A 23,917-nucleotide genomic window follows, 5' to 3' on the forward strand; every position below is an offset into this window, starting at 1 on the left:
CTCTATTCCATAGTAAAGCAACTTTCAATTTATATACTTGAATTTTCACACATACAAATCACGGCTTCGAACATATAAATTATATCTCTACTCACTACATCCCTCTGGTTTCACACCGCATGGGGCTAAAAAAGGTTCTGACCGCTTCTGTCCTTCGCTGGATCCTCTATTCCATCTAAAAAGAGGCTTTTCATCTTTTTATCTTTTTATCTTTTTATCTTTTTAGTTCTTCGTTAATTCTTCCTCATCTTTCATACTATAGTAGCCTAAATTCACAACGATTAAGAAATAGCCACCCAGAATCCCTACTGCAAATGCCCACATAACCATATGGTGCTCAATTTCGTACATAATAATAGCACCCAAAATAGCAGCAGCAAAACGGTTAAACATACCGAGCGTCGGTGCTTTCGTTTTCTTTACGATACTATCTCCAAGCTTCTCAATTCGTCTCCCTAAAAGCCAAACACAATACATACTTACAATAAGTCCAATTCCTGCACCTAGAAAATGTGCTGAAAACGGTGTTACCATCCAGCCTAGCAAAAGAATACCTAGTATATAATACGATTGAATCTTAAACGACCTTAATGACATACTAATCATGCTGTTCTCCTCTTCAGTAATTTTTATCTATCCAACAAAAAAATTTCTTTCCAGTTTATACTACTTACATCCATTTCACTCAAATTAAAAACAACATAAACAGTACGTTTATGTTGTTTAAATATTTTTAGGAAATAATATTATACAAGATTTCAAACATCATATCCTCATAATTTGTGACGTTTTTCCAAACATTTTTCGTCCATTTATAAAAAAAATGATATCAATCTATGAACATACGGATATGATGTAATAAGTACACAAATAAAGGGGGCGTCTAATGATTTATTTTTTAATGGCTCTCATTCACCTCATTATCCCTGCACTTATTGGACTTTCATTGTATTGGTACACGAAAAATCATAGTATTTTCTACGCTGTCCTCGGTGTTCTTCTTCCAGGTATTATTCTTATCACACTTTTCCGTATTCCATTTTTAAACTTAATTCCACTTATTACTGCTATCTTATTTCTCGTCTTCTTACCAAAAATAAAAAAATAGGAAAGCAGACCATAGGTGATCTGTTTTCCTATTTTGATATAGGTTCCTCCGTAATAGAATGCACTTTTATTTTCTCTGATTTCACAAACCATAGACCGAAGAAAATAATAATTCCACCGATTATTTGTTGAAAAGATACATATTCATTTGCCCAAATAGCTGCAAATAAAACAGCTACAAGCGGTGTTATATACATGTATACCATCGTATGTGACGCTCCAATTTTTTGAATACCAACATACCACATCACTAAACCAAATACTGTTACAAAGAAAATAGAATATAGTAAAGCGAATAGTGTCATTCCGTGTGTAATCTGAAATGGCATTATAAATACATGTGGTCCACTTAACAATAGAAGCGGAATCGCGCCAACTAATGCTGACCATGCGGTAACACGTAGTGCTGAATACTTTTTAATTAATGGTCCCGCTAAAACAGGATAAAGCCCCCAGCATATCGATGTAATGAGCCCAATTCCATTTCCGTAAATAGAACTAGCAAGTGAATGTCCTGCTACTAAAACTAACGCTGCACCGCCAAAGGCAATGATAGAGCCGATGAGCTTTCGAGAAGAAAACTTTTCTTGTTTTAAGAAGATCGCAAATACAGTTGTAAAAATAGGTGAAATAGAAATGAGTAAAGAGGCATTTGTAGCGGATGTATATTTGACAGTTTCCATAAATAATGTTTGATACAGTACAATACCTACAACGCTAACGATGATTAATCTAGGTATATCCTTTCGCTCCATATGAACCGACTTTTCAATAAAAAATGTAAGGAGTAACATAAGCGGTGCCGCCGATATCATTCGAAGCGCAGTAAACTCAATGGCTGTAAATTCTAAAAGTCCATATTTCGCAATCGTAAAATTAATCCCCCAAATAATAACGACACTTAAAATTAATAACTCCATCCCCCATTTTCTCATGCGTATCCCCTCCGCAATAAGATTATACAGAAAATTCAATCATATGTACATTTCATTATGTGAAAAAATCTTTGTATCGTCTGGAGAGGTTCTCTTTTTTTGGTACATGAAATTATATCAGCGATTCCCCTAATATATCGGCGCAACTCGCATTATATCAGCGATTCCCCTAATATATCGACTTATACAATAAAAAAGGTGGTTCCAAAATACATTTTGGAACCACCTTTCCTTACTTACACTCGAACGTGTAACTTCATATTCGGATTATAAAATTGGCTCGGGCTCTTCAGCTGAAAAGTTCCTCCACTTTCATGCCAATCAACTGTTAACTTATCATCCATAAATACAAGCTTTGTGCGATCTGCGATAAAGTTCATTGTGCTAGATTCGATATCTACATCGCGCTCATCTTTTTCTGCTACAGCTACTAAATCGATAATTCCGCTCATTACACAACCGCAACCTTCATTATCGTAAAATAACTTTATATATTTTGCTTCATTCGGAATCGTATCCATAATCTTTTTATATGCTGCTTCTGTTACAGTAACGTACATACGTTAATCTTCATCCTCTCTTCTCGTATCCTTCCTATATTGTACCACCATTTTTCTCTAAAATTATATACAGAAAATTAAGACTAATATACAATGTATGTTATAAAGGAGGTCATATCACTCATGTTTAAATCACTGCGATACCCCATCTTCTTAGGTCTACTCGGTAGCTTTTTTATTTCTAGCGGAATAGTATTACAACATATACTTCCCTATTCTCCTTCTATTGGTTGGATTTTAGGCTTTATTTGTTTCCTATCTGCTTCGTATTTTAGTATAAACAAATAAAAAGTACATTAAAAGAAATAGAAGCATTACTCCACGGTGTGTCACACTCTGCCTATGAATATTTAGTGAAAGAGACATTAATTTTGATATAGACGTTACTTCACTACCACAAGAGGGGTGGGGCTCGAACCTATCTAATTCTTCTCCCCTATTTTTGTTTATAAAAAAAGACCCCAATAATTGGGGCCAACAAATAGAAATACAAATAAATTTTAAAAAATAACAGACGAGTTTATTGTTTTTCATTTTATGGAAGTATATCCATTTTTTCATACTATCAATATATTATTATTTTTCGTTATTTTTCTCTTTGTTAGAACGTCTTCCTAAGAAAAATACAAGAACGAGTAGTAAGACTACTAAAAGAACTCCACCAATAATGTAATATAGCGTATAATCCTTTTTCGCTTCTACAGCCGAATCATTTAGTTTATCCGCTGTCTTTCCTTCAATTGTAAAGTTCTTCTTCCATTCCCATTTTTGATCACCATCAGTAGCTTTTATTTCTACTCGGTACATTCCTGGATCAAACGCTTTGTTTTCCCAGCTAATAGCGTAATCGAAGTTTGAGTTTGGTGCCATTCTTAAATTTTCTTTTTTCGTTTCAAATAAAACGTCTTTCCCTTTTTCTTTATATACTTTTGCATCAACACTTAAATTCTTTAACATTGCTGGTTTTACGTTTTGTAAATTCGCTGTTACAACGTTACGTCCATTTATTTGTGTTGGCTTCACTTCGTTTAATTTCATATCTGGTTTTACTTCAGCATCTGTCTCTCGTAAAACAACACCGATTGCATATGCATATTTATTTTCAATTTGTACGCCTTCTTGTTTATTCTTAGCAGCTTCATCTTCTTTTTCTTTAAAGTATAAACCACCTAAAATAACGCCATCAAACGACTCGCTTGGCATTTCTAAATTCACATCAACTGTAACCGTACTATTTGCCGGTACTTTCGTTTCTTTAGGCATTTTAGCAATTTTAGAGAATGGATATTTTATTGTAGAATCCATTTTTGGTTCTACTGTACTATAATCTGTAATTCCATTGCTATTAGTAATTGCTGTATTCGCAAATGCTTCTACAACAACTTCTTTATTCGTATCGTTTTTCATTTGTACTTGAATCGTTTGCTTTTGTCCTGGTTGCATTTTCAAATCAAAATACGTTTGATTTTTATCAATTTGATTTTCTGGTATAATTGCCGTCACCGCAAACTTCATTTCTGCAGCATATACTGAAAAATTGTTTACCATAAAGAACGCAATTAATAATAAGCTAGTAAATATTTTTTTTGTCATCTCTTATGTAGTCCCCTTCATACTCATTTTATAGACAAGAAAGAGATAAGGTGAAATACATTCCCTTATCTCTTCTTATATTCCTATTTTATCATAAACTTTCGCTACCTTACATAGGAGCGTCTGTTAGTTCCCAAGTTAGTGAAGTTGTGTATTCTGCTTGTTCTTTTTTCGTTTTACCTGGCACAGATAACTCTACACTTTTCTTCGCTTCTACTGCATCTTTACCGAATGCATTTACCCATGTACCCATACCTTGATCTACTTTAGCATCAATTAAGTCAGATGCATCACCATTTGGATTTAATGTAATAGATTGTGCTGCTGTTGGTGCATCACTACCTGCAGCTGATTTTAAAGTTGAATTTTTTAACGTTAACGCTGCACCATCTAATGCTTTATCGTCTGCAGTTTTAAATTGACCATTTTGTTTTACCGTTAAGTGCCATCCTGCATTTGTACCACGGTTATCTGTTACTTGCACGTAGTTTGGTACGTCAATTACTGAGCCATCCGCTTTTTTCTTTACTTTATCTAATTCTGCATAGTATGTTTCGTTATTACCTGATGCTTTTTTCATTGCAAAGTTGAAGTTAGAAACGTAATCGATACTTAACGGACCATTTGTACCTTTTGTGTTTGGATCGATTGGTTCTACTACTTCATCTGGGTTTTCTGGGTTAACAACGTTAACCTCATCCGTATTTTTTTCGAACTTAATGAATGCCTTTGAATCTAATTTCCCGCCATCTTTTTCAGCTGCGAATGCTGATGTTCCTACTGATACCGTTGATAATGTTACCGCTCCGATTAATGCTAATTTTGCTAGTTTCATAGTTTATATGCCCCTTTGTTTTTTATTTTAATATTCGTTTATTCATAATATTCAAACTTAAAGTAGTTTAGTTAGGTGTATCTTCTAACGTCCAAGTTAATGTCGCTGCGTATTTTGCATCTTTCACTTTCGCAGTTGTACCTGGTACGAATAAGCTAACACTCTCTTCACCTTGTTTTTCACCTTTACCAAATGCAGTTGTCCAGTCTCCCATACCTTTATCTTTTGCTGCAGTTGTAATTTCAACTGCATCTCCACCAGGATTTAAAGTGACAGAACCAGCAAACGGTGTAGGCGCGTATGCTTTATCTGTTACAGAGTTTACAACTGGATTACTTAACGTTAATGCCGCATTCGTTAATACATTCGTACCGCTTTTAAATTGATCATCTTGTTTTACTTTTAACTTCCAACCAGCATTCGTACCACGTTTATCCGTTACAGATACGAAGTTAGGAACTTTAATCAGCTTGTCGCCTTGTTTTACTGTATCTAATTTCGCGAAGTAAGTTTGGTCATTACCAGAAATCACATTCTCACCGAAGTGTAAGTTAGAAACGTAGTTAATGCTTAATGGACCAGCCGTTCCTTCTTCATGCTCTTCTGGTTTCTCTGGTGTAATTTTTTCATTTGGATTTTCTGGGTTATTCGGATCTGTTGTGCTTGTATCTTCAATAAATGTAACATCTGTTTTTGATTTCATATTTGCTTTCTCTTCTGCAAATGCTGATGTTCCTACCGATACCGTTGATAATGTTACCGCTCCGATTAGTGCTAATTTTGCTAGTTTCATATGTACCTTCCCCTTTTTATCTATTTTTATATTTTTATCTATTTTCTATTTCGAATACACTTGCTTTTCCCTAATTCTTTTGAATGCATATAGAGATAATATGATTGAAAACAACCCAATATATGGTGTAAAGTCCCGTGTCTGGCCTCCAGTTTTCGGTAAATATTTATCTCCATTTTTATCTTTTTCTTTTATAATACGAGTACCATTTTTATCAACTGTCTCTTTTTTTATTTTTGTCTCTGTCGGATCAGTTGATGTAACTGGTGTATAACTATTTGAAAATGTAATACTTGCCTTCGAATTCAAACTCGAAGCATGTGCTGCACTTAACAGTATGATTGGTGTGCATATGAATGTGATAGCTATACAAGAAGCTATTTTTTTCATTTACCTTCCTCCTTTCTAAAATTTATATATTTCATATATTTTTTAGAGAGGAGCGTCAGTTAAAGTCCATTCTAACTTTCCAGCATATTTTGTATTTGCTTTTACGTTCGGTCCTGGCTTAACTTGTAAATGAACACCTTCATTTTCTTTCCAATTTAACGCCACTTCCTCATCATTTTTAGCAGTATAAGAGAGTGCTTCTATATTAGAACTACTTAACGGTGTGTCTTTCCCATTTTTCTTATACACTAATGCACCTGTTAATTTATCGTTTTGCTCTGAAGTAAGAGGTGTAATCTCTTTTACATATACACTCCATTTTTGTTTTTGAGCGCGTTCATCGGTTACTTTTAAAGGGTTCGAAATGGACTTCGGTGCGTATGTCGTTGGCTTAGATGGAATTGTTAAATCTCCAAAAGAAATTTCCTGTGGTACATCAATTAACTTTAAAGTCCCATCCACGACAGTAACCGGAACTTGAATTTCCGCTTGTACACCTTGTTTCGTCTCAATTACAACTGTCACAGTATGATTCCCTAACTTTTTCGTATCTGGAACGTTCGTTAATTTAACTACTGATATCGGTTTATCAACATCTAAATTTGTATCTACAGATAAGTCTGTCACAAATTTTGTAATGTCCATCTTCGTTAAATCTGTTCCTTGCACTACTTTTTGCGGGACTGGTTTACCAGTTGGTATACCTTTGTATCTTATTTTTGCAATACCATCTCGATTACTCTCTTGTCCATTCTTATCACCATCTAAATAGTTTTGAGCAAATACTGGTATTTCAAGGTAACCGTTTTTGTAATACTTCATTACATTGGCTCCTGCTACAGGGGAACCTGTAATGGTCATCTCATAAATATTCCCATTGAATTCTTCTGTTTTTAGTGCATTTGCTTTCGCAGTTGCAATGACTTTATTGTTTCTCGTACTAATATCAAAGAAGCTACTTACATCATCTCCACTCTCTACATCTTGAATGGACACATTATTGACAGTAAAATCTTTATTTACTTCACTTTCTAATACGAAAGATTTTGCATAATGAATACTCTTAGACTGGGCAGGCATGTTTTGATATACCTTATAAGATAACTGCCGAGAATTATCTTCCACAACATCTCCTATGACACTTGGAGCTGGAATTTCGATTTGTGCGATTGCTAATTGATCATATGATAAGTTAACACCACCAGCGTTTAATTTCACTTCAAGCGGTAATTCTGTTAAATCATCAAATGTAATTGTCATGTCTGCCTCTGGGGTAGCTACTGGACCAGCAGTACCAGAAAACTCTATTTTATTGTTTCCTCGATCCTGATATCTAATTGAACTCGTATCATACACATATAAATTCGTTAAATGATTACCATCATTACGTAAAGTTACATTTTTATAACTATTGACCCTTTTAAAATTCCACATTGCCGTTAGTGGTACTTTTTTACTGGTTCCATGCTCATAGAATTCAAAGGACGCTTTATACGTTTGACCACTTTTTCCATTTCCATATAATTGTAAGAAGTTTTTTGCTTCCGATTTAGTTGTCGGTGTTTTAACATCTACTGATGAAGCTGTCATGGAGTGAATATTAATACGTACATCAATCCATTTCCCTTGATATTCACCAGCCCTTTTAACTAATACATATTGTTCTCTACTTGAATTTCTAAACCTGTATTGGCTTTGACCATATCTATCGTTGGTACTACCTTTTACCTCATATGTTACTTGTGGACTCCAAACAAATCTAAAAGCATATTTACCTGGGATAGAAGGTCCCTCACCAGTTCTATTATTGATTACCTTTACGTCTGGATACTTAAGAATACTTGTAATCGGGCCAGCAGCTAGTAGCGATTGGTCTTTTAATAGCTTCTCAGGCTGAATAGCAGATAATTTCCCACTATTTTCGTTTTGCTTATTGTCCTCTTTTACATTTTCTTTTTGTAATTGTTCTTCGTTAGCCTTTTCTGTTTCTACATGCTCCGTTTCTTTTGGAACTTCAGCATTCTTTGATTCTATTTCTTGTTTTTTATTTTCTTCTAATACTTTCTCTGTTTTGTTTACTTCTTGTTTCTCAGTTTCTTCTGAAGATTTCTTATCACTTTCAGGAACAACAGCTTTTGAATTTTGCTTATTCTCAATGACATGCAGTAAAGTAGATTCAATCTTCTTTTCCTTATCTTCAAGTTTCACTGTTGGTTCAAATGTATACTCTCCAGCTTGTTTCACTTGAATAACGACATATACGTCACCCATGTAATCACTGTTCTCGTTTTTTTCAATCTGTACAATTCGATCCTCTGTTACAGAAATGTTTTTAATCGCCTTATTGTTTTCGTTCATTTTTTTCGTTTCTTCTTCACTGAAGAGTTGTCCTTCAGATAATTTAAGTTCAATGTTAGTATCTTGTTTATTTGTATTCATAATCTTTAATACTACGTTTTCATCAACTTTTATTTGTTGTTTATCCATATGAACAACAAATCTTCCTTGTTCATCATTTGTAACCGCGTAAACCTTTGTTGCGGAGTAATCTAACACACCAATTTGTGTGAAAAGTATTCCTCCTGCGAGAAGTATACGTCCAAAATTCCCTATCCGCTTCTTCATTAAGATTCCTCCTCTCTTGTTTATCTAAATATAAAAAATAATCAGTCATCAGTTCGTGCAGCTATATATGTTTAAAATCTATCCTCACAAAAAACAAAAAGCCTGGTTGCTTCTTCGGTTTTCACACATCACAATATGTGCGAACATCCAAATTGCAACCAGACTATCATAGTAATATTTATTACCTTAGACTCTTAGCTTTGCGGCCTATCCTTTCGAATAGTGTGCCCATTTATTTTATTTTTCTACACCTGGCTTGCTTTTTAGAAAACAAAAAGCCTGGTTGCTTCTTCGGTTTTCACACATCACAATATGTGCGAACAACCAAATCGCAACCAGACTATCATAGTAATATTTATTACCTTAGACTCTTAGCTTTGCGGCCTACCCTTTCGAATAGTGTGCCTATTTATTTTATTTTTCTACACCTTGCTTGCTTTTTAGAAAACAAAAAGCCTGGTTGCCTCTTAGATTTTCATACATTACAACATGTGTGAAAATCTAAACTGCAACCAGACTATCATAGTAATATTTATTACCTTAGACTCTTAGCTTTGCGACCTACTCTTTCGAATAGTGTGCCAATTATATCCTATTGTAGTATAACCATTTTCTTGAAAAATAAAAAATCTGGTTGCTTCTTGGATTTTCCTCCATAACAAGATGGGGGAAAATCCAAACTGCAACCAGACTATCATAGTAACTTTCATTACCTTAGACTCTTAAGCTTTGCGACCTATCCTTTCGAATAGTGTGCCAATTATATCCTATTATTTTACTATCTTGTTTTCATTATACTATTAAAATTCCAAAAAGGAAATATCTTTTTGAATTTTATTAATATAAACAATATTCATCGTAAAATTCATAACTTTACCTCTAAATACATTTTTTAGTATATACGCTTATTTAATACTTTTCAAGGGTAAATTTATATATTTATAAAAACACATATGAAACAAAGTAAACTTTTAACTAACTGAAGTTTCCTCCATTTCTACTCATCATTTACTTATACGTAGCAAAATAAAAAAGAAATCTCAAAATGGAGATTTCTTTCCCTTCAAACTTCACTGTTGGTACAAATTTGTACTCTCCAGCTTTTTTTATTTGAGTAACTACATACCAGTCACCGGTATAATTACTGATTTCACTCTTTCAACCTTTACAATTCGGTCCTCTGTTACAGAAATGTTTGGAGTCGCTTTATTATCTTTATTCATTTCTTCTTCATTGATTTCCATCCTATCATTATGAATCTAATCTGATAAAAAAACATAACTTAGTCAAAAGTGATGTTTTTTACATTCAACGAATCGGCAATATAACCTTCACCGTCGTTCCAACCCCAACTTCACTTTCAAAACTCATTTTACCATTGTGGTCTTTAATAATTTTTTCTGTGACTACTAAACCTAAACCTGTTCCCGTTTCTTTCGTTGTGTAAAAAGCTTCATTTAGCTTCGGAATTTTGTCTTTTGGGATACCGCATCCTTCATCCTTAACTCGAACAATGATTGCATCTTCTACAGTCACTTTAATCGTAATCGTTCCGCCAACTGACATTGCTTCAATCGCATTTTTAATTAAATTAAAAAATACTTGTTTTAATCGTTTTTCATCACATGTAATCGATGGTATATCTTTACTATAAATACCTTGTATGTGCACTCCTTGCTTTAAAGCAGGCTTCCCCATAACTCGGATAACATAAGCGATAATTTCTTCTATACTATGAACTTCTGATTCTATTGATTTAGATTTCTCAAATCCACTAAGTTCTGTAGCGATTGTATGAATTCGTTCTACTTCTTGTTTCATAATATCACTATATATTTTATCCTCTGGATATTTAATCGCTTGCTTATTCACAAATTTATCCAAATTAGCTAGAGGTCTTCTAATTTTGTAACCAATAACCGTTGCCATTTTCCCAACAGTTGCTAGCTTTTCTGTTTGTTCTATTTCTTTATCCATCATCTCAAGCGTACGAACGTAAGACTGAAATCTCAAAAACATAATCCAACATATGATAGTAAATACGCTATATAATGCCATTGGGATTATAACGAGTGACGATTGAATAATGATTCCTATAAGAGCGTATTTCCCAACAAGTATGCTCGGAACTAACCAAAAATATCTTTTATTCACAAAGAGTGGGGCAAATAAAATAAAAAATCCTTCTACTATATTTCCACCATCAAACTCAGCATCACTACCGTAGTAAATCATAAAATTATGGATAAAATCTAATAGGTTATATCCAATTAGAATAATATATTTCACTGCAAATGGATTTTTACATTTCATAAAGTATATTCCAATGAAAAATAAGATCACCATCAGAAAATAGAGCCATAAACCTAAACCATCTTCAAATTCTCCTACTCCTACTTGCTCTCCTCCTATTAAAGGTACAATAAATTCGTAGGCAAGATCGTATACAAAAAATATAATAAAAAATAAACTTAAATATATTTTCAGTGCCTTTATTTCTTCATTTTTAAATATATAACCTTTATTCATATGGTAACTCCTAGCTTTTCTCCCACTTGTATTTCATTATTTCCACACTTTTTTGGAAGAATAATATCTATTCTCGTTCCCTTATCTCTTTCACTTGAAATATGTAACTTACCAAGGTGTTCGTTGACAATTCGATCTGCTACCGTAAGTCCTAGGCCAATTTTATCTTGTTTCGTTGTATAAAAAGCCTCTTTAACACGCGCTAAATTTTCCTTCTTAATACCGTAACCATTATCAATTACACTTAGCATTACATAATCTTGCCCTTTATTTTCTAATCTTACATCTAAAGTGCCATCTTGCTCCATTGCCTCCAGAGCATTGTTTATGACATATAGCAAGACTCCTCTTATTTTCCGCTCATCACATTCAACTTCTAACATCTTTTCTTCCATATTAGAAACAAGCTGAATGTTGGATTCATTCATTTTTTCGCGAACAATCGTTACTGCTTGTAATGTAATTTCTCCTATATTATGCTTCTCGTAAATAGAAGGTTTACACGTAGCAACTTCCATCAACTCACTTATCATATTATTCATATTTTCTATTTCAAAAATCATCTGTTTATAAACAGGATCTTCCCCATGCTTCTCTCGTTGTAATTGCGTAAACCCCTTTAATGAAGCAAGTGGATTTTTAATTTCATGTCCTACAGTCGCTGCCATTTTTCCGATTACTGCTAATTTTTGTGATTCACTAGCAATCTTAATACTTTCCTTTACCGCTGAAAGGTATTGTATAAATCGATTTAAAATAATGTATGCCGCTATTAATACGAGTGTATACATAATGAGGAACATAAATCCTTTTACTTCCTTTAATACAAATAAATAAATAACATATTTCCCTACAATAGTCGAAAGTACAAACACAAAATATTTTTCATTTAAAAATATAGGTACAAAGAAGATGAAAATAATTTCTATTATATTTACTCCATCAAATGCCGCCTCATTATAAAGCATATACGAAAGTATATTAACGATTTCTATTCCTATGTATGCAAATGCACATGTATATTTAACAAGGTTCGCTTTCTCTTTTTTTATTAAATATACATTCACACCGAGTATTGCAATTCCGCAAATAACTTGCCATAGTATGCTATGTCCCTTATCCGTTAGCGATTTGTTCTCTAATACGATTGCGTAGAAAATTTGGTATGAAACAACAATGACATATAGCACCCATAAAAAAATTTTTGCATTCCTTTCTTCTTCTTTATATGATAGAAAACTTCCTTTCACTTCAACACCCCTTCAAAATAATATCTCGAAGAATACCATTTATTATAATAAATGATTTTCATAGACAAACAAAGATAAATCGAACATTTGAGGGAAATCATCCCAATAAAGCAAAGCATCTTCAGACGATATATAAGCATAAAAGCTATAAACAATAATACGTATATTATGGGGGGTGTTTTATATGGACGGCAAAAAAAATAAAAAAACAGAACAAATGGAAGCCTTCACCCGTGAGAATGAAGGCAAGAAAATGACGACAAATACAGGTGTTACAATTTCAAATGATGAAAACTCTTTAACCGTTGGTGATCGTGGCCCTACCCTTCTAGAAGATTTCCTAATGCGAGAAAAGCTTGCTCATTTTGACCGTGAACGAATTCCTGAAAGAGTCGTTCACGCACGTGGATACGGTGCACATGGTATATTCGAGCTATATGAATCTTTAGAAGAGCTAACAATGGCCCACTTTTTACAAGACCCTTCAAAAAAAACACCCCTTTTTGTTCGCTTCTCTGAAGTTGCTGGATCAAAGGGGGCGAATGAAACAAATCGAGATGTACGAGGGTTCGCCGTTAAATTTTATACAGAAGAAGGAAATTTTGATTTAGTCGGAAACAATATTCCCATTTTCTTCATTCAAGATGGCATTAAATTCCCTGATCTTATTCACGCCCTTAAACCAGAGCCGCACAATGAGATTCCACAGGGACAAACAGCACATGATACATTTTGGGACTTCATCGCCAATAATCAAGAATCTGCTGCGATGATGATGTGGATTATGTCTGATCGTGCCATTCCAAGAAGCTTTCGAATGATGCAAGGGTTTGGCGTTCACACATTCCGCTTAGTGAATAAAAATGGAAAGTCTCGATTCGTAAAATTTCACTGGAAGCCGAAACTTGGTATTCATTCATTAATTTGGGATGAAGCTCAAAAATTAGGCGGCGCTGATCCAGATTACCATCGTCGTGACTTATGGGAAAATATTAATGCCGGAAACTATCCTGAGTACGAACTTGGTATTCAAATTTTAGAAGAAGAGGATGAATTTAAATACGATTTCGATATATTAGATGCGACGAAAATTTGGCCTGAAGAAGATTTCCCCGTTAAAATCATTGGAAAAATGACATTAAATCGCAACGTCGAGAATGTATTCGCTGAAACGGAACAAGTCGCACTTCATCCTGGAAGTATCATCCGTGGTATTGATTTTACCAATGATCCGCTCTTACAAGGTAGGCTCTTTTCTTATACAGACACTCAATTGGCACGCGTCGGTACCAATTATCAAGAATTACCGATTAACCGTCCGGTATGCCCATTTCATAACAACCAAAGAGATGGTGCCTCTAAATATATAATTGATAAAGGAAAAATCGCTTACCATAATAATTCCTTAGCAAATAACACTCCTTACACAGTCCCCGGTACAAAGGGTGGATTCGTTACATATCCTTCCACTGTATCAGGACATAAAACGAGAGAAACAGCCGCCAGTTTCAAAGATCATTTCTCTCAAGCACGTTTATTTTGGAATAGTATGAGTAACGTTGAAAAGGTTCATATTATGCAAGCCTTCTCCTTTGAATTAGGAAAAGTAAAAAGTAAATCGGTCCGTCAACAAGTCGTAAATATGATTGGGCATATTAGTACTGAATTAGCTACGTTAGTCGCTGAAGCGGTCGGAGCAAAAATCCCAAACATGCAAGAATCGAACGTTACGAAATCATCGCCAGCACTCAGTATGGCAAATACGACATTTAGTCCTAATACATTACGAGTAGGTGTCATTGTTGCAAATGGATATGACGGACAAAACGCGCAATATATACTAAATCAATTGAAACAAGTTGGGTTACAGCCAGTGATTGTTTCCGAACGATTAGGTATCGTGCAAGGAACGCAAAATGTACGTTGGGACGTGAATGATACTTTTTTAACAGGATCCTCACTTCTTTATGACGGGCTACTTCTTATTGGTGGAAACCTTGATGAACAGTTTCTTAATAAAGCGAGTTCATTTGTCGTAGAATCATATAATCATTTTAAGCCAATTGGTGCCTTCCAAAATGGATCTACTGTTATTCAATCTTTAAATATTAAAGGAAAGCCTGGTGTCTTAATAGAACAAAATCCTACGCAACTTGCAAACGAATTCATTAAAGCTATGACGAAACAACGCTTTTGGGATAGAGCATATGAATAGGATAGGGGGATAATGTATGTTTGTTACTGTCGAGAAAGATGTGCATATTTTTGTGCAAGACGTTAATCCCGGGCCAGGTAGTAAAACCGTGTTCTTCGTCCATGGCTGGCCTTTAAATCATCAAATGTACCAATATCAACTCAATGTGTTACCACAGCATGGCTTCCGCTGCATCGCTATGGATATACGCGGAAACGGGCAATCTGATAAACCATGGACTGGTTACACATACGATCGTTTAGCAGACGATATCGCCATTGTCCTAGAAGCACTTCAAGTAGAAAATGCTACATTAGTCGGTTTTTCAGTAGGTGGCGCTCTTTCTATTCGGTACATGTCTCGCTACAATGGTCATCGTATTTCTAAACTTGTATTAGTCGATGCTGTTTCCCCCTCTTTCGTTAAAAATGAAGAATCTCCCTATGGTGTCCCAAAAGAACAAGCAGATACCCTCATTAATCAAATGTATGCCAATATGCCAAAATTTTTAAATGATGTATCTTTATCATTTTTTAATAGAAACTTAGGATCTGCCACGTTAGAATGGTTTTCTTATCTCGGTATGCAGTCTGCTTCCTACGCTCTCATCAAAATATTGCAAGCTGCCGCAAATGAAGATGTAACGAAAGATTTAAATAAAATTAACGTCCCAACAAAAATATTCCACGGTGTTCACGATCAACTTATCCCATACAAAAGCGCTGAACTCACGCAAAAACGGATTAAAAATTCTCAGTTACACCCTCTTACAAATAGCGGTCACGGCTCTCCAATTGATCAAGCGGATGAATTAAATGCAGAACTTATAAAGTTTTTGCATTCATAAAAATTTATGCCAAATCGTTTTGATAGGAACGTAGTTTTTGAAAAGAATAAAATTCACATATTTCTCACAAATCAATTAATAAAACGATTACATTATCATTTATACTAAATGTACAGGTAATACTCCCTAAACCCAGCTTGTCTGGTTACCCCGTTAAATACTATAAAAAAGAACTTGTATTGTTATACAAGTTCTTTTTGTTTGTTCTATTTAAAAAGTATATCTTTACTATACTGCTTTCCAGCAAGTAAATCATATTGGATCATTTTATATTGCTCTAACATTTCTTTTTGTTTCTTTGTTAAATCTGTTATCTCTTCTCCATCTTTATTAACCTTTAACTCATCTCTAAGAACTGGTATTTCTTTATGCATTTCCGATAAAAATTGATAAAATGGTGACTGATTTAATCCTGCATAATCAAAAACAAGACTAGAAAAATAAATCGGGCTTACTAAACCTAAATTGTCATTTGGCAAATCGAAATTTGCGTACATTAACAATGGCGTTTCTGACATAAGTAATCTTTCTCTTACTGTCTCTTCATTTTCTATATATCCTGCTTCTTTATAAATAGACTTATTAGTTCCTAACATAGGCAAATGGTCTCCAAAGAAGACTAATAAAGTAGGCCTGTCTAAATCTTCAAGCTGCTCGATTAAATATTGCAACGCTTCATCAGACAATCTTACCCCTTCTGTATATGCTTCTAACTCTGCCTTTGATTCCTCTTCTGTTAATCCACTAATCTCTACTTTATTTTCTCCAAACATATTTGGCGTATATGGAAAATGATTTTGCATCGTCACTGCATGAATAAACGTAGGTTGTTTTCTCTTCTTTAATTCATCTATGATTTCTTTACTCATAGATAAATCACCAATATTGTCTCCCACTACTTCTTTATTTTTCATCGTGTCTTCTGCATTAAAATTATCAAATCCCAATGTTTTATATACATCTTCTCGTTTATAAAACGATCGATTAAAAGCATGAATCGCACTTGCATAATACCCTTGTTTCTTCAACTCACTGGCAATAGATGGAACTTCTTTCTGACTTGGGATAGCTTGTTGATATGGTATAGAACCCGGCATTAAAAGACTCATCGAGTAACTCGTTAATGCTTCAAATTCTGTATTTGCTGTATTCCCTCCAAATGTAGGAGCTATCGTTTGTCCCCCTGGGAAATTCTCTGTATAATGATGTAAATTCGGCACTGGATCTTCGCTAAATGAAAGATTCGCTAATTTTGTCGGATCCCAGAATGCTTCACTCATAATAAATATAATGTTCGGCTTCTCTGCTTTTTTTTGCGCTTTTACTTTACCGCCATATTGTTTTTCTATATCTTTTGCAATTTGCTGCATATTTTCCTTTGAATACTTCTCTGGCTCTTTAATAACTGTCGTATCTAAGTTACTTAAAAATCCAATAACAAAACCATTCACCTTATAATTTGTAGCTTGATTCCACGCACGGATGTCTACCCCAGATTTTGTAAATATATTATTCATAAAGGTAGTAGGATAGTTACTATATGCATACAACATAAACGCAGAGCCACATATGAAAATAACCCTCATAATAATATGTGATTTTATAACTGGAATATACTTTCGTATATACATAACTACAAACACAATCAAAACAATGCTAATTATTGTAAAAGAAATAGTCCTAAAACTGAAATAATCCATAACCATTGGTATAACGGAATCCATATGACCAACCTGTGTGAAATCAGACGGATAAAATGGTTCTCCTCTAAAAATGAGCTTAAAATGATTCACCATCACAAAAATAATTAAAACTAAGCTAGTTATCGTTGTACTTAAGAAAACTCTTCCAAGCAAATTATATGCAAAAACGTATACCATATAAATAAATAGCAGGCTTAATATATACTGGCCATATTGTAAATACACCCATGCATTTACTGCTATAAGACTCATATCTTCCTGCACTATGATATACATCCAATTCATTGTATGAGCAATTAAAAATAATACGACATAAACTCGAATAGCCGGCCTAAGCTTATGACCAATACCTTTATTTAAATGAATGATGTACAGTAGTACACCCCACAAAATAATAATGAGTATACTTAGCTGTATTGTTCCATTGAAAAAATCTTTAGCTCTCTCAAATTCGAAAGACCTTAACATAACAAACAATAGCGTTTCTAAACAGATCGCCCACATTCCACTAAGAATGATAGAAATTAATAGATTATTTCTCGGTTGCTGAGCCGAAAAACTAAAATGAAATTCATCTCTTCTTCGTCGCTGTGTAAAAACATTAAAACGCAATTTATTCCCTCTTTCCTTTACCCCTTCGTCTCGCATCCACAAACATATTGTCATATACAAAATAACATATTTGTATGCAGCTAGTCTCCCTATGTGCTTGTAATATACACATGTATCCTTAATTTCCCCTTAAAAAATACAACTTCTTCATCTCTTCTATATTCTAGTAGCATAATAAACAAACTATGATTCATGAAAATATTACCATAAGAAAAGAACCTACCAACAATGACAGGTTCTCCTTCATTTTAACAGACATGGACATATTTATTATAGAAGAGAATACATCCATACCTTCCATATAATACATACAAATACGATAACTACAAAATCAAAAAGGTCTAATCTTGGGCCCTTTTTCATATTCATCTCTAGCCACATATGAATCCATTTTTTCTTTGTATATTTTTGGATGTTTTTCTTTGCAAATCGGTAAACGAGTACTTGCATAATAAAAAATCCGACTACGAAAATGAACAATAAAATGAGAAAATCGACCACAAAATTCCTCCCTATTTTTGCAGCGATTTTTCTACTATTTGATTCCTCAAAACCCACTCTTCAAACTGAGCACTTCCAAATTCCCAACTAAGATCACGAGCATGTACAGAAAAAACGTAATGACCAGCATATTCGTCCATAAATCTACCTGTCTCGACCTCATCTTTCTGAAGACCATATGCCCCAAAATTAAAATACACATCCCATACGTCTTCATTCTTCCTTTTATAAGCAATCGATTCCATATCACATTCTGTTCCGAAATAATCAAGATGTAAATGTACGCTATCATCATATTCGTACTCCATTTTATCACCCCTTATATTTGTACTTCTTTATCACCAAAAAAATTCCTGCTATCTACACTCACATATGGGCACTTACCTACATATCATGCTTGTAGAGTGACTTCTAGGAGGTGTCATATAGTGAAAAAATTAATAGCTGTTTTTTGTATCATGTTACTAGCTGTTTTCACATTTGCTGCTTGCAGCAGTAAAAAAGAAGGTACGAAAGAAGAAACGCAAAACATTCGCATCGGCGAAGTTACCCATTCTCTCTTCTATGCCCCGTTATATGTCGGGATTGAAAAAGGATTTTTTAAAGATGAAGGATTAAATATTGACCTCCAAACAACAGCTGGCGGAGATAAAACGATGACCGCCCTATTATCTGGTGGAATTGATATTGCTCTCGTCGGTTCTGAAACGTCCATTTACGTTCATCAACAAGGTGCAAAAGATCCAGTCATTAACTTCGCACAACTTACACAAACAGACGGAACATTTTTAGTTTCGCGTAAAAAATTAGACTCTTTTAATTGGAATGACGTAAAAGGTGTTACGTTTTTAGGACAGCGTAAAGGCGGCATGCCGCAAATGGTTGGGGAATACGTTTTAAAGAAAAATGGTATTAATCCTCATAAAGATACGAACTTAGTTCAAAACATCGAATTTGCTAACATTGCAAATGCCTTTGCATCTGGTACTGGGGAATTTGTACAGCTCTTTGAACCAACTGCAAGTATATTCGAAAAAGAAGGAAAAGGATATATCGTCGCTTCGTTCGGAAATGAATCTGGTACTGTTCCGTATACAACATTCATGGCAAAAGAAAGTTTCTTAAAGAAAGATAAAGCTGCTGCTGAAAAATTCACACGTGCTCTCTATAAAGCACAACAATGGGTTGATACACATAGTCCAGAAGAGATTGCTAATGCCGTTTCTCCATTATTTAAAGACACTTCAAAAGACATTACAGTAAAAGTAATTGAACGGTATAAAAAGCAACATTCTTATGCGACCAATCCGCTATTAGATGCTGAAGAATGGGAACAGCTCCAAACGATTATGAACGAAGCTGGCGAATTACAAAAAGAAGTTCCACATGAAGCGCTCGTCAATACAAAAATTGCCGAAAGCGTTATTAAGAAATAGAGGCGAAGTGTATGAGTTTTTTACAAATACGTAACGTTTCTCACTGCTTTTTCGCAAAAGAGAATGCCAAACTGATTCTCGAAGATATGAGCTTACAAGTGGAAGAAGGCGAATTTATTTCTATACTCGGTCCAAGTGGTTGCGGCAAAACGACACTCCTCTCCATTATTGCTGGGCTACTTGATCCAATTGAAGGTATCGTCTTTTTAGATGGTGAGCCCATTACAACGAAAACCTCATCTATGGGGTACATGTTGCAGCAAGATTACTTGTTCCCTTGGAAAACAATTGAAGAAAATATTATGCTTGGACTTCACACCCGAAAAATTTACAATGAACAGACGAAAGAACATACTTTACAGCTTTTAAAGCAAGTCGGTCTACATGATGTAGAAGAGCAATACCCTCGTGAACTATCCGGCGGTATGCGTCAACGTGCCGCTCTCGTTCGAACGTTAGCGACCGATCCGAAAATTTTATTGCTAGATGAACCATTCTCGGCGCTCGATTATCAAACGAAATTGAAACTAGAAGATCTCGTCTTCACATTATTACGTAACTTTAAAAAAACGTCACTACTCGTGACACATGATATTGAAGAAGCCATTGCGATGAGTGATCGTATTTATTTACTACAAGCAAATCCCGGGAAAATTGCAAAAACATTTATCGTCCCAGAAAGCATCCGTTCCTTATCACCGTTAGAATCACGCCACCACCATGACTTCCCAAACCTCTTCCAAGATATATGGAAGGAGCTGGAGCGCCTTGGATAATATAAAGCAACTACATGAACAGTTTCGGAAGAAAGAACGTAGGCGCGCATGGTTAGCACGATCTTTACAACTTTTACTGCTCATTCTCTTCTTTGCACTATGGGAAATAGCTAGCAAAAAAGAGTGGATTGATCCTTTACTCTTTAGCTCTCCTTCAAGCATTTGGGATCTCTTCCTTAGTAAATGGCTTGACGGTTCGCTTTGGGTCCACATATGGACGACACTACTTGAAACGGGAGTAGGCTTCATTCTTGGAACAGTGCTCGGAGCTATTATCGCTACTTTCCTTTGGTGGATCCCCCTTCTCGCCCGCGTACTTGATCCATATCTCGTCGTCCTAAACGCCATGCCAAAAGTGGCACTTGGCCCTATTATCATTGTAATCTTCGGCCCAAATATTTCTTCGTCGATTGCAATGGGAGTAATCATTTCCATCATCATTACCATTCTCGTTATTTACAGCGCATTTCAAGAAGTCGATTCTAACTATATAAAAGTGATGGACACATTTGGCGCAAATAAATGGCAATGTTATAAGCAAGTCGTTCTCCCTGCATCCTTCCCAGCAATTATTTCAACGTTAAAAGTAAACGTTGGGTTATCATGGGTCGGTGTTATATTCGGCGAACTTCTCGTCTCTAAACAAGGTCTTGGTTACTTAATTAGCTACGGATTCCAAGTATTTAATTTCACGCTCGTTTTACTGAGCGTACTACTCACCTGTGTCCTCGCAACACTTATGTATGTGTTTGTTGAGGCATTTGAAAAACTTCTAATTGGAAAACGAAAAAGAAGCTGACTTAGGACGATAAACTATAGTCAGCTTCTTTCTTTACCTTTTATCACACATCTTTGTTTCATTTGTAACGTTGCCATTCGCAACTGTAACTGTATGGAAACAATCTTTCACACGTACTGTAACGACATTTTCTTTTCGATCTATTACATGATAATCATCATACTTTTTATTTAATGCACTACGAATTTGCTCTCCTTCAAAAATCGGAAAACCGTGAGACATTACCCAAATGAGACCAGCAACCGCAAGAATCGTTTTCATACGTTTCATTACCTCCTCGAGAGTAAACTTTTAGTCCCTACAATATGCGCATTATAATTGTGTCTAATTTGTGACATTTTTATACTAATTCTATTTTATAGCTCTAGTTCCTTCTTCTTTTTAACAAAAAGACAGAATTTTCAATTTTATAAACATGAAAAACGTAAAGAACTAAAATTCTTTACGTTTTCTTAGTTAAATTATATAACTCGCATTAGTGTCCACTTTGCTGTTCTATCGTTTTCGAAACATCATATAATCCCGACAACACTTCCGCTCTCATTTTTACAAGCTCAGGGAACTGATAGAAGAACGCGATTTTTTTATACTTTAACTCCGATCCTTCTTTCACCTTTTTGGAATCTTGCAAAATAAACGCTGTAAACGTATCTGCAATATCTTCCGCTACATTTGTCGTTCCATACTGTGATACAAACTCCTCATGCTTTTCCTTAAAAAATTCAATTTGAGTTTCTTCACTTTCTTCTACTTTCTTTTCTATCCACTCCTGCTCAATATCCTTCCAGAAAGAGTTATAAAATTGATTAATATAAGATTTCTCCCTCGCACACCCCTCTTGTAAGAAAAGCGTTTCACAGCTACTTCTGTACTTTGAAATATCTTTATCTTCGTCAAAATCTTTCAAATATTTTTCATCTACTGGTATTTGCTTATGTCCGAGTGTCAACACGTGAGCCGTCTCATGAATTAATGTTTTCATCACTTCATCGATATTTACCGCAGAATCAAGTGTATCTAAGCTTAGGGTCCAATCTTTCGGATTCTCCATACTCGGCATAACGTGGGCAACAACACCATCATAACCGTCCGTTATTAAATCAAATTCTGTTATATTCCCGCGATATTTAGCTGGAATGAGAGTGCGGTACATATCCCATAAGTCTTCATGATACCCTCTATCTTCCCGCTGGGTTAATAAATCATCTTTTGCCACTTTGTCATCGGCAAAAACTTTATTCAATCGCTTACGATCCAATTTCTCAAAATAAGGATCTACAATTTCATCACCATCAATATAATAAGAAGCTAAAAAGAAATAATTTTCATCATCTTCTTTTTTCTGTTCTGCTTCTTTCATATCCGCACTTTCATGCTCTTCTATATCATAATCTTCTACTGTTTCAAGCTCAGATAACCCATCTATTTTTTCATATACTTTTTGAAGTTTCTTATCTCCTATTTCCACGCATTCTTCTTCTGTTTTACAAATTTCTTTTTCCTTCACACTCTTCATAGAACTATCGCACCCTGCTACTAAACCAATTGCGACGATAAACCCTACTAACTTGCTATACAGTCTCTTCATATAAACCTCCGTCGTTCCATTCTACCAAAATATCATAATCAATTTCTAACGAATATGCGATACTTAATTATACAAACTGTAAGGAGGTTTCTCATGATTCGAGCAGTCTTATTCGATTTAGATCGGCACCAACCTCTAGAAAATTATATCAGCGATTTTTCAAATATATCGACCACAACTCAAATTATATCGGCGATTTTTGCAATATATCGACTTACCGACAAAAGCTGACAAACAAAAAAGAGGTCGCTACTCTAGCGCCTCCTCTTCCTTTATGATTCATATACTGTAAACTGCGGTTTACTCGGGTGATCTTTCACTTGCGCATCATCTGGAAACTTTGAAACCTTTTGATATAGGGCAATATCACCGATACAACCTGCTGTTAGTAAAATTCCTAAAAATGAGAGTGGCTCCAGATTCATAGCTAATCCCAATACAATTGGCAAAATTCCAGTTGGTAAAAACGGCAGGATTAACACTTTCTTCATTTGCTTTACTGTAATCGCCTGTTTAGAATGCGCATATGCAACACCTAATTTCCAATTGACGCCCCATTTTAGTTCACTCCACGGAACACCTCCGATATAGCGAAATCCTATTAAATGTATCGCTTCATGAATACAAACAAGAACAATCATTGCGATAATAAAAAGAAACAGGGTTGGTAACGTAATTTCAAATTGAACCCCGCCTGAAAGAAGTGAATGTAAAAAACTAACTCCAATCGCCAGAGCGAATGCTATACAACATGAATAAAAATTTAATTTAAACATTGAAACAGTAACAGTCGTTTCTTTTCTTTTATCCATCTTTCCCCTCCTGAAATGTAAATATATCTTTA

23 protein-coding genes, 2 pseudogenes and 4 riboswitches are annotated in these 23,917 nt (G+C 34.8%); of the genes and pseudogenes, 8 read left to right on the forward strand and 17 right to left on the reverse strand.

Translation table 11 applies throughout. The annotated features are described in order from the left end of the window. Positions 1-222: 222 nt before the first annotated feature. Positions 223-606: an ATP synthase subunit I gene (locus tag ACTFOB_RS25680; RefSeq protein WP_440029974.1), complete on the reverse strand. Its 384-nt coding sequence runs from the start codon at positions 604-606 to the stop codon at positions 223-225. A 280-nt stretch (positions 607-886) separates the two neighbouring features. Here ACTFOB_RS25680 and ACTFOB_RS25685 point away from each other — a divergent pair, with 280 nt between their 5' ends. Continuing rightward, on the forward strand, positions 887-1,108 hold the full coding sequence (locus ACTFOB_RS25685) for a hypothetical protein (RefSeq protein ID WP_000639043.1): 222 nt from the start codon (positions 887-889) through the stop codon (positions 1,106-1,108). A gap of 28 nt (positions 1,109-1,136) precedes the next feature. Here ACTFOB_RS25685 and ACTFOB_RS25690 read toward each other — a convergent pair whose 3' ends face one another. Next, complete coding sequence (locus tag ACTFOB_RS25690) at positions 1,137-2,042, reverse strand: DMT family transporter (RefSeq protein WP_440029977.1); 906 nt, start codon at positions 2,040-2,042, stop codon at positions 1,137-1,139. Between the two features lie 236 nt (positions 2,043-2,278). Continuing rightward, complete coding sequence (locus ACTFOB_RS25695) at positions 2,279-2,602, reverse strand: iron-sulfur cluster biosynthesis family protein (RefSeq protein ID WP_151631652.1); 324 nt, start codon at positions 2,600-2,602, stop codon at positions 2,279-2,281. A gap of 93 nt (positions 2,603-2,695) precedes the next feature. On the opposite strand from ACTFOB_RS25695, the gene ACTFOB_RS25700 reads away from it, so the two are divergent. Both ACTFOB_RS25700 and ACTFOB_RS25705 read left to right on the forward strand, forming a co-directional pair. Then, entirely contained in the window at positions 2,696-2,890 is a 195-nt protein-coding gene (locus tag ACTFOB_RS25700) for a hypothetical protein (RefSeq protein ID WP_440029979.1), read from the forward strand. Next, a pseudogene (locus ACTFOB_RS25705) lies at positions 2,878-3,011 on the forward strand (Nif3-like dinuclear metal center hexameric protein); the annotation flags it as partial. The gene ACTFOB_RS25700 and the pseudogene ACTFOB_RS25705, both read left to right, overlap by 13 nt. Positions 3,012-3,178: 167 nt before the next feature. On the opposite strand, the gene ACTFOB_RS25710 reads toward ACTFOB_RS25705, so the two are convergent. The 8 genes and pseudogenes from ACTFOB_RS25710 to ACTFOB_RS25745 all read right to left on the reverse strand — a co-directional run bounded on the left by ACTFOB_RS25710 (position 3,179) and on the right by ACTFOB_RS25745 (position 12,617). Further along, positions 3,179-4,195, reverse strand: a complete 1,017-nt coding sequence (locus ACTFOB_RS25710) for a DUF916 and DUF3324 domain-containing protein (protein ID WP_440029981.1) — start codon at positions 4,193-4,195, stop codon at positions 3,179-3,181. Positions 4,196-4,304: 109 nt separating this feature from the next. Beyond that, positions 4,305-5,030, reverse strand: coding sequence for a WxL domain-containing protein (locus tag ACTFOB_RS25715; protein ID WP_440029982.1), 726 nt, complete (start codon positions 5,028-5,030; stop codon positions 4,305-4,307). 67 nt (positions 5,031-5,097) lie between these two features. Further along, positions 5,098-5,823: a WxL domain-containing protein gene (locus ACTFOB_RS25720; protein WP_440029984.1), complete on the reverse strand. Its 726-nt coding sequence runs from the start codon at positions 5,821-5,823 to the stop codon at positions 5,098-5,100. Positions 5,824-5,868: 45 nt separating this feature from the next. Continuing rightward, positions 5,869-6,213 (reverse strand): LPXTG cell wall anchor domain-containing protein, encoded by a 345-nt coding sequence (locus tag ACTFOB_RS25725; protein ID WP_440029985.1) that lies wholly within the window; start codon positions 6,211-6,213, stop codon positions 5,869-5,871. A gap of 42 nt (positions 6,214-6,255) precedes the next feature. Continuing rightward, positions 6,256-8,838 carry a WxL domain-containing protein gene (locus ACTFOB_RS25730; protein WP_440029987.1) on the reverse strand — a complete coding sequence of 861 codons (2,583 nt, stop codon included), beginning with the start codon at positions 8,836-8,838 and terminating at the stop codon, positions 6,256-6,258. A gap of 150 nt (positions 8,839-8,988) precedes the next feature. Then, positions 8,989-9,077, reverse strand: a riboswitch (cyclic di-GMP riboswitch). 88 nt (positions 9,078-9,165) lie between these two features. Then, positions 9,166-9,254, reverse strand: a riboswitch (cyclic di-GMP riboswitch). Between the two features lie 88 nt (positions 9,255-9,342). Continuing rightward, a riboswitch (cyclic di-GMP riboswitch) is annotated at positions 9,343-9,431 on the reverse strand. An 85-nt stretch (positions 9,432-9,516) separates the two neighbouring features. Continuing rightward, positions 9,517-9,606, reverse strand: a riboswitch (cyclic di-GMP riboswitch). A gap of 276 nt (positions 9,607-9,882) precedes the next feature. After that, positions 9,883-10,073: pseudogene (locus ACTFOB_RS25735) on the reverse strand (hypothetical protein); the annotation flags it as partial. Between the two features lie 73 nt (positions 10,074-10,146). Beyond that, a complete protein-coding gene (locus ACTFOB_RS25740; protein ID WP_440029989.1) occupies positions 10,147-11,367 on the reverse strand; it encodes an ATP-binding protein in 1,221 nt (406 codons plus the stop codon). Continuing rightward, positions 11,364-12,617 (reverse strand): ATP-binding protein, encoded by a 1,254-nt coding sequence (locus tag ACTFOB_RS25745; protein ID WP_440029992.1) that lies wholly within the window; start codon positions 12,615-12,617, stop codon positions 11,364-11,366. Before ACTFOB_RS25745 ends, ACTFOB_RS25740 begins: the two co-directional genes overlap by 4 nt. Before the next feature lie 184 nt (positions 12,618-12,801). On the opposite strand from ACTFOB_RS25745, the gene ACTFOB_RS25750 reads away from it, so the two are divergent. Both ACTFOB_RS25750 and ACTFOB_RS25755 read left to right on the forward strand, forming a co-directional pair. Beyond that, positions 12,802-14,832 (forward strand): catalase, encoded by a 2,031-nt coding sequence (locus ACTFOB_RS25750; RefSeq protein ID WP_440029994.1) that lies wholly within the window; start codon positions 12,802-12,804, stop codon positions 14,830-14,832. A 16-nt stretch (positions 14,833-14,848) separates the two neighbouring features. Next, a complete protein-coding gene (locus ACTFOB_RS25755; protein WP_440029996.1) occupies positions 14,849-15,658 on the forward strand; it encodes an alpha/beta fold hydrolase in 810 nt (269 codons plus the stop codon). Between the two features lie 206 nt (positions 15,659-15,864). Here ACTFOB_RS25755 and ACTFOB_RS25760 read toward each other — a convergent pair whose 3' ends face one another. From ACTFOB_RS25760 to ACTFOB_RS25770, 3 genes are all read right to left on the reverse strand, one after another. Beyond that, positions 15,865-18,009 (reverse strand): LTA synthase family protein, encoded by a 2,145-nt coding sequence (locus ACTFOB_RS25760; protein ID WP_440030027.1) that lies wholly within the window; start codon positions 18,007-18,009, stop codon positions 15,865-15,867. Positions 18,010-18,243: 234 nt separating this feature from the next. Continuing rightward, positions 18,244-18,474: a hypothetical protein gene (locus tag ACTFOB_RS25765; protein WP_440029998.1), complete on the reverse strand. Its 231-nt coding sequence runs from the start codon at positions 18,472-18,474 to the stop codon at positions 18,244-18,246. A gap of 11 nt (positions 18,475-18,485) precedes the next feature. Next, entirely contained in the window at positions 18,486-18,782 is a 297-nt protein-coding gene (locus ACTFOB_RS25770) for a DUF3986 family protein (RefSeq protein WP_440029999.1), read from the reverse strand. Positions 18,783-18,902: 120 nt separating this feature from the next. Here ACTFOB_RS25770 and ACTFOB_RS25775 point away from each other — a divergent pair, with 120 nt between their 5' ends. Genes ACTFOB_RS25775 through ACTFOB_RS25785 form a run of 3 tightly spaced genes read left to right on the forward strand, consistent with a single transcriptional unit; the run spans position 18,903 to position 21,485 of the window. Then, positions 18,903-19,910 (forward strand): ABC transporter substrate-binding protein, encoded by a 1,008-nt coding sequence (locus ACTFOB_RS25775; RefSeq protein WP_440030001.1) that lies wholly within the window; start codon positions 18,903-18,905, stop codon positions 19,908-19,910. An 11-nt stretch (positions 19,911-19,921) separates the two neighbouring features. Continuing rightward, positions 19,922-20,686, forward strand: coding sequence for an ABC transporter ATP-binding protein (locus ACTFOB_RS25780; RefSeq protein WP_440030002.1), 765 nt, complete (start codon positions 19,922-19,924; stop codon positions 20,684-20,686). Next, entirely contained in the window at positions 20,679-21,485 is an 807-nt protein-coding gene (locus ACTFOB_RS25785) for an ABC transporter permease (protein ID WP_076540968.1), read from the forward strand. The genes ACTFOB_RS25780 and ACTFOB_RS25785 overlap by 8 nt, the downstream gene beginning before the upstream one ends. Before the next feature lie 33 nt (positions 21,486-21,518). Here ACTFOB_RS25785 and ACTFOB_RS25790 read toward each other — a convergent pair whose 3' ends face one another. From ACTFOB_RS25790 to ACTFOB_RS25800, 3 genes are all read right to left on the reverse strand, one after another. Further along, positions 21,519-21,746 carry a hypothetical protein gene (locus tag ACTFOB_RS25790; RefSeq protein ID WP_000849119.1) on the reverse strand — a complete coding sequence of 76 codons (228 nt, stop codon included), beginning with the start codon at positions 21,744-21,746 and terminating at the stop codon, positions 21,519-21,521. 214 nt (positions 21,747-21,960) lie between these two features. Continuing rightward, positions 21,961-23,073 (reverse strand): recombinase family protein, encoded by a 1,113-nt coding sequence (locus tag ACTFOB_RS25795; RefSeq protein WP_440030005.1) that lies wholly within the window; start codon positions 23,071-23,073, stop codon positions 21,961-21,963. Positions 23,074-23,345: 272 nt separating this feature from the next. Beyond that, positions 23,346-23,885, reverse strand: coding sequence for a DUF3267 domain-containing protein (locus ACTFOB_RS25800; RefSeq protein ID WP_440030006.1), 540 nt, complete (start codon positions 23,883-23,885; stop codon positions 23,346-23,348). Between the last annotated feature and the right edge of the window lie 32 nt (positions 23,886-23,917).

The sequence above is a fragment of the Bacillus cereus group sp. MYBK79-1 genome, from assembly GCF_051915365.1.
Lineage (GTDB): Bacteria > Bacillota > Bacilli > Bacillales > Bacillaceae_G > Bacillus_A.

What these genes read in the sequence shown, in the direction of transcription:
- ACTFOB_RS25700 (WP_440029979.1), top strand. Translation starts at nt 2,696, where the DNA reads ATGTATGTTATAAAGGAGGTCATATCACTCATGTTTAAATCACTGCGA.
- ACTFOB_RS25725 (WP_440029985.1), bottom strand. Translation starts at nt 6,213, where the DNA reads ATGAAAAAAATAGCTTCTTGTATAGCTATCACATTCATATGCACACCA.
- ACTFOB_RS25780 (WP_440030002.1), top strand. Translation starts at nt 19,922, where the DNA reads ATGAGTTTTTTACAAATACGTAACGTTTCTCACTGCTTTTTCGCAAAA.
- ACTFOB_RS25695 (WP_151631652.1), bottom strand. Translation starts at nt 2,602, where the DNA reads ATGTACGTTACTGTAACAGAAGCAGCATATAAAAAGATTATGGATACG.
- ACTFOB_RS25790 (WP_000849119.1), bottom strand. Translation starts at nt 21,746, where the DNA reads ATGAAAACGATTCTTGCGGTTGCTGGTCTCATTTGGGTAATGTCTCAC.
- ACTFOB_RS25770 (WP_440029999.1), bottom strand. Translation starts at nt 18,782, where the DNA reads ATGGAGTACGAATATGATGATAGCGTACATTTACATCTTGATTATTTC.
- ACTFOB_RS25795 (WP_440030005.1), bottom strand. Translation starts at nt 23,073, where the DNA reads ATGAAGAGACTGTATAGCAAGTTAGTAGGGTTTATCGTCGCAATTGGT.
- ACTFOB_RS25740 (WP_440029989.1), bottom strand. Translation starts at nt 11,367, where the DNA reads ATGAATAAAGGTTATATATTTAAAAATGAAGAAATAAAGGCACTGAAA.
- ACTFOB_RS25760 (WP_440030027.1), bottom strand. Translation starts at nt 18,009, where the DNA reads ATGCGAGACGAAGGGGTAAAGGAAAGAGGGAATAAATTGCGTTTTAAT.
- ACTFOB_RS25690 (WP_440029977.1), bottom strand. Translation starts at nt 2,042, where the DNA reads ATGAGAAAATGGGGGATGGAGTTATTAATTTTAAGTGTCGTTATTATT.
- ACTFOB_RS25720 (WP_440029984.1), bottom strand. Translation starts at nt 5,823, where the DNA reads ATGAAACTAGCAAAATTAGCACTAATCGGAGCGGTAACATTATCAACG.
- ACTFOB_RS25730 (WP_440029987.1), bottom strand. Translation starts at nt 8,838, where the DNA reads ATGAAGAAGCGGATAGGGAATTTTGGACGTATACTTCTCGCAGGAGGA.
- ACTFOB_RS25685 (WP_000639043.1), top strand. Translation starts at nt 887, where the DNA reads ATGATTTATTTTTTAATGGCTCTCATTCACCTCATTATCCCTGCACTT.
- ACTFOB_RS25755 (WP_440029996.1), top strand. Translation starts at nt 14,849, where the DNA reads ATGTTTGTTACTGTCGAGAAAGATGTGCATATTTTTGTGCAAGACGTT.
- ACTFOB_RS25680 (WP_440029974.1), bottom strand. Translation starts at nt 606, where the DNA reads ATGATTAGTATGTCATTAAGGTCGTTTAAGATTCAATCGTATTATATA.
- ACTFOB_RS25750 (WP_440029994.1), top strand. Translation starts at nt 12,802, where the DNA reads ATGGACGGCAAAAAAAATAAAAAAACAGAACAAATGGAAGCCTTCACC.
- ACTFOB_RS25800 (WP_440030006.1), bottom strand. Translation starts at nt 23,885, where the DNA reads ATGGATAAAAGAAAAGAAACGACTGTTACTGTTTCAATGTTTAAATTA.
- ACTFOB_RS25710 (WP_440029981.1), bottom strand. Translation starts at nt 4,195, where the DNA reads ATGACAAAAAAAATATTTACTAGCTTATTATTAATTGCGTTCTTTATG.
- ACTFOB_RS25715 (WP_440029982.1), bottom strand. Translation starts at nt 5,030, where the DNA reads ATGAAACTAGCAAAATTAGCATTAATCGGAGCGGTAACATTATCAACG.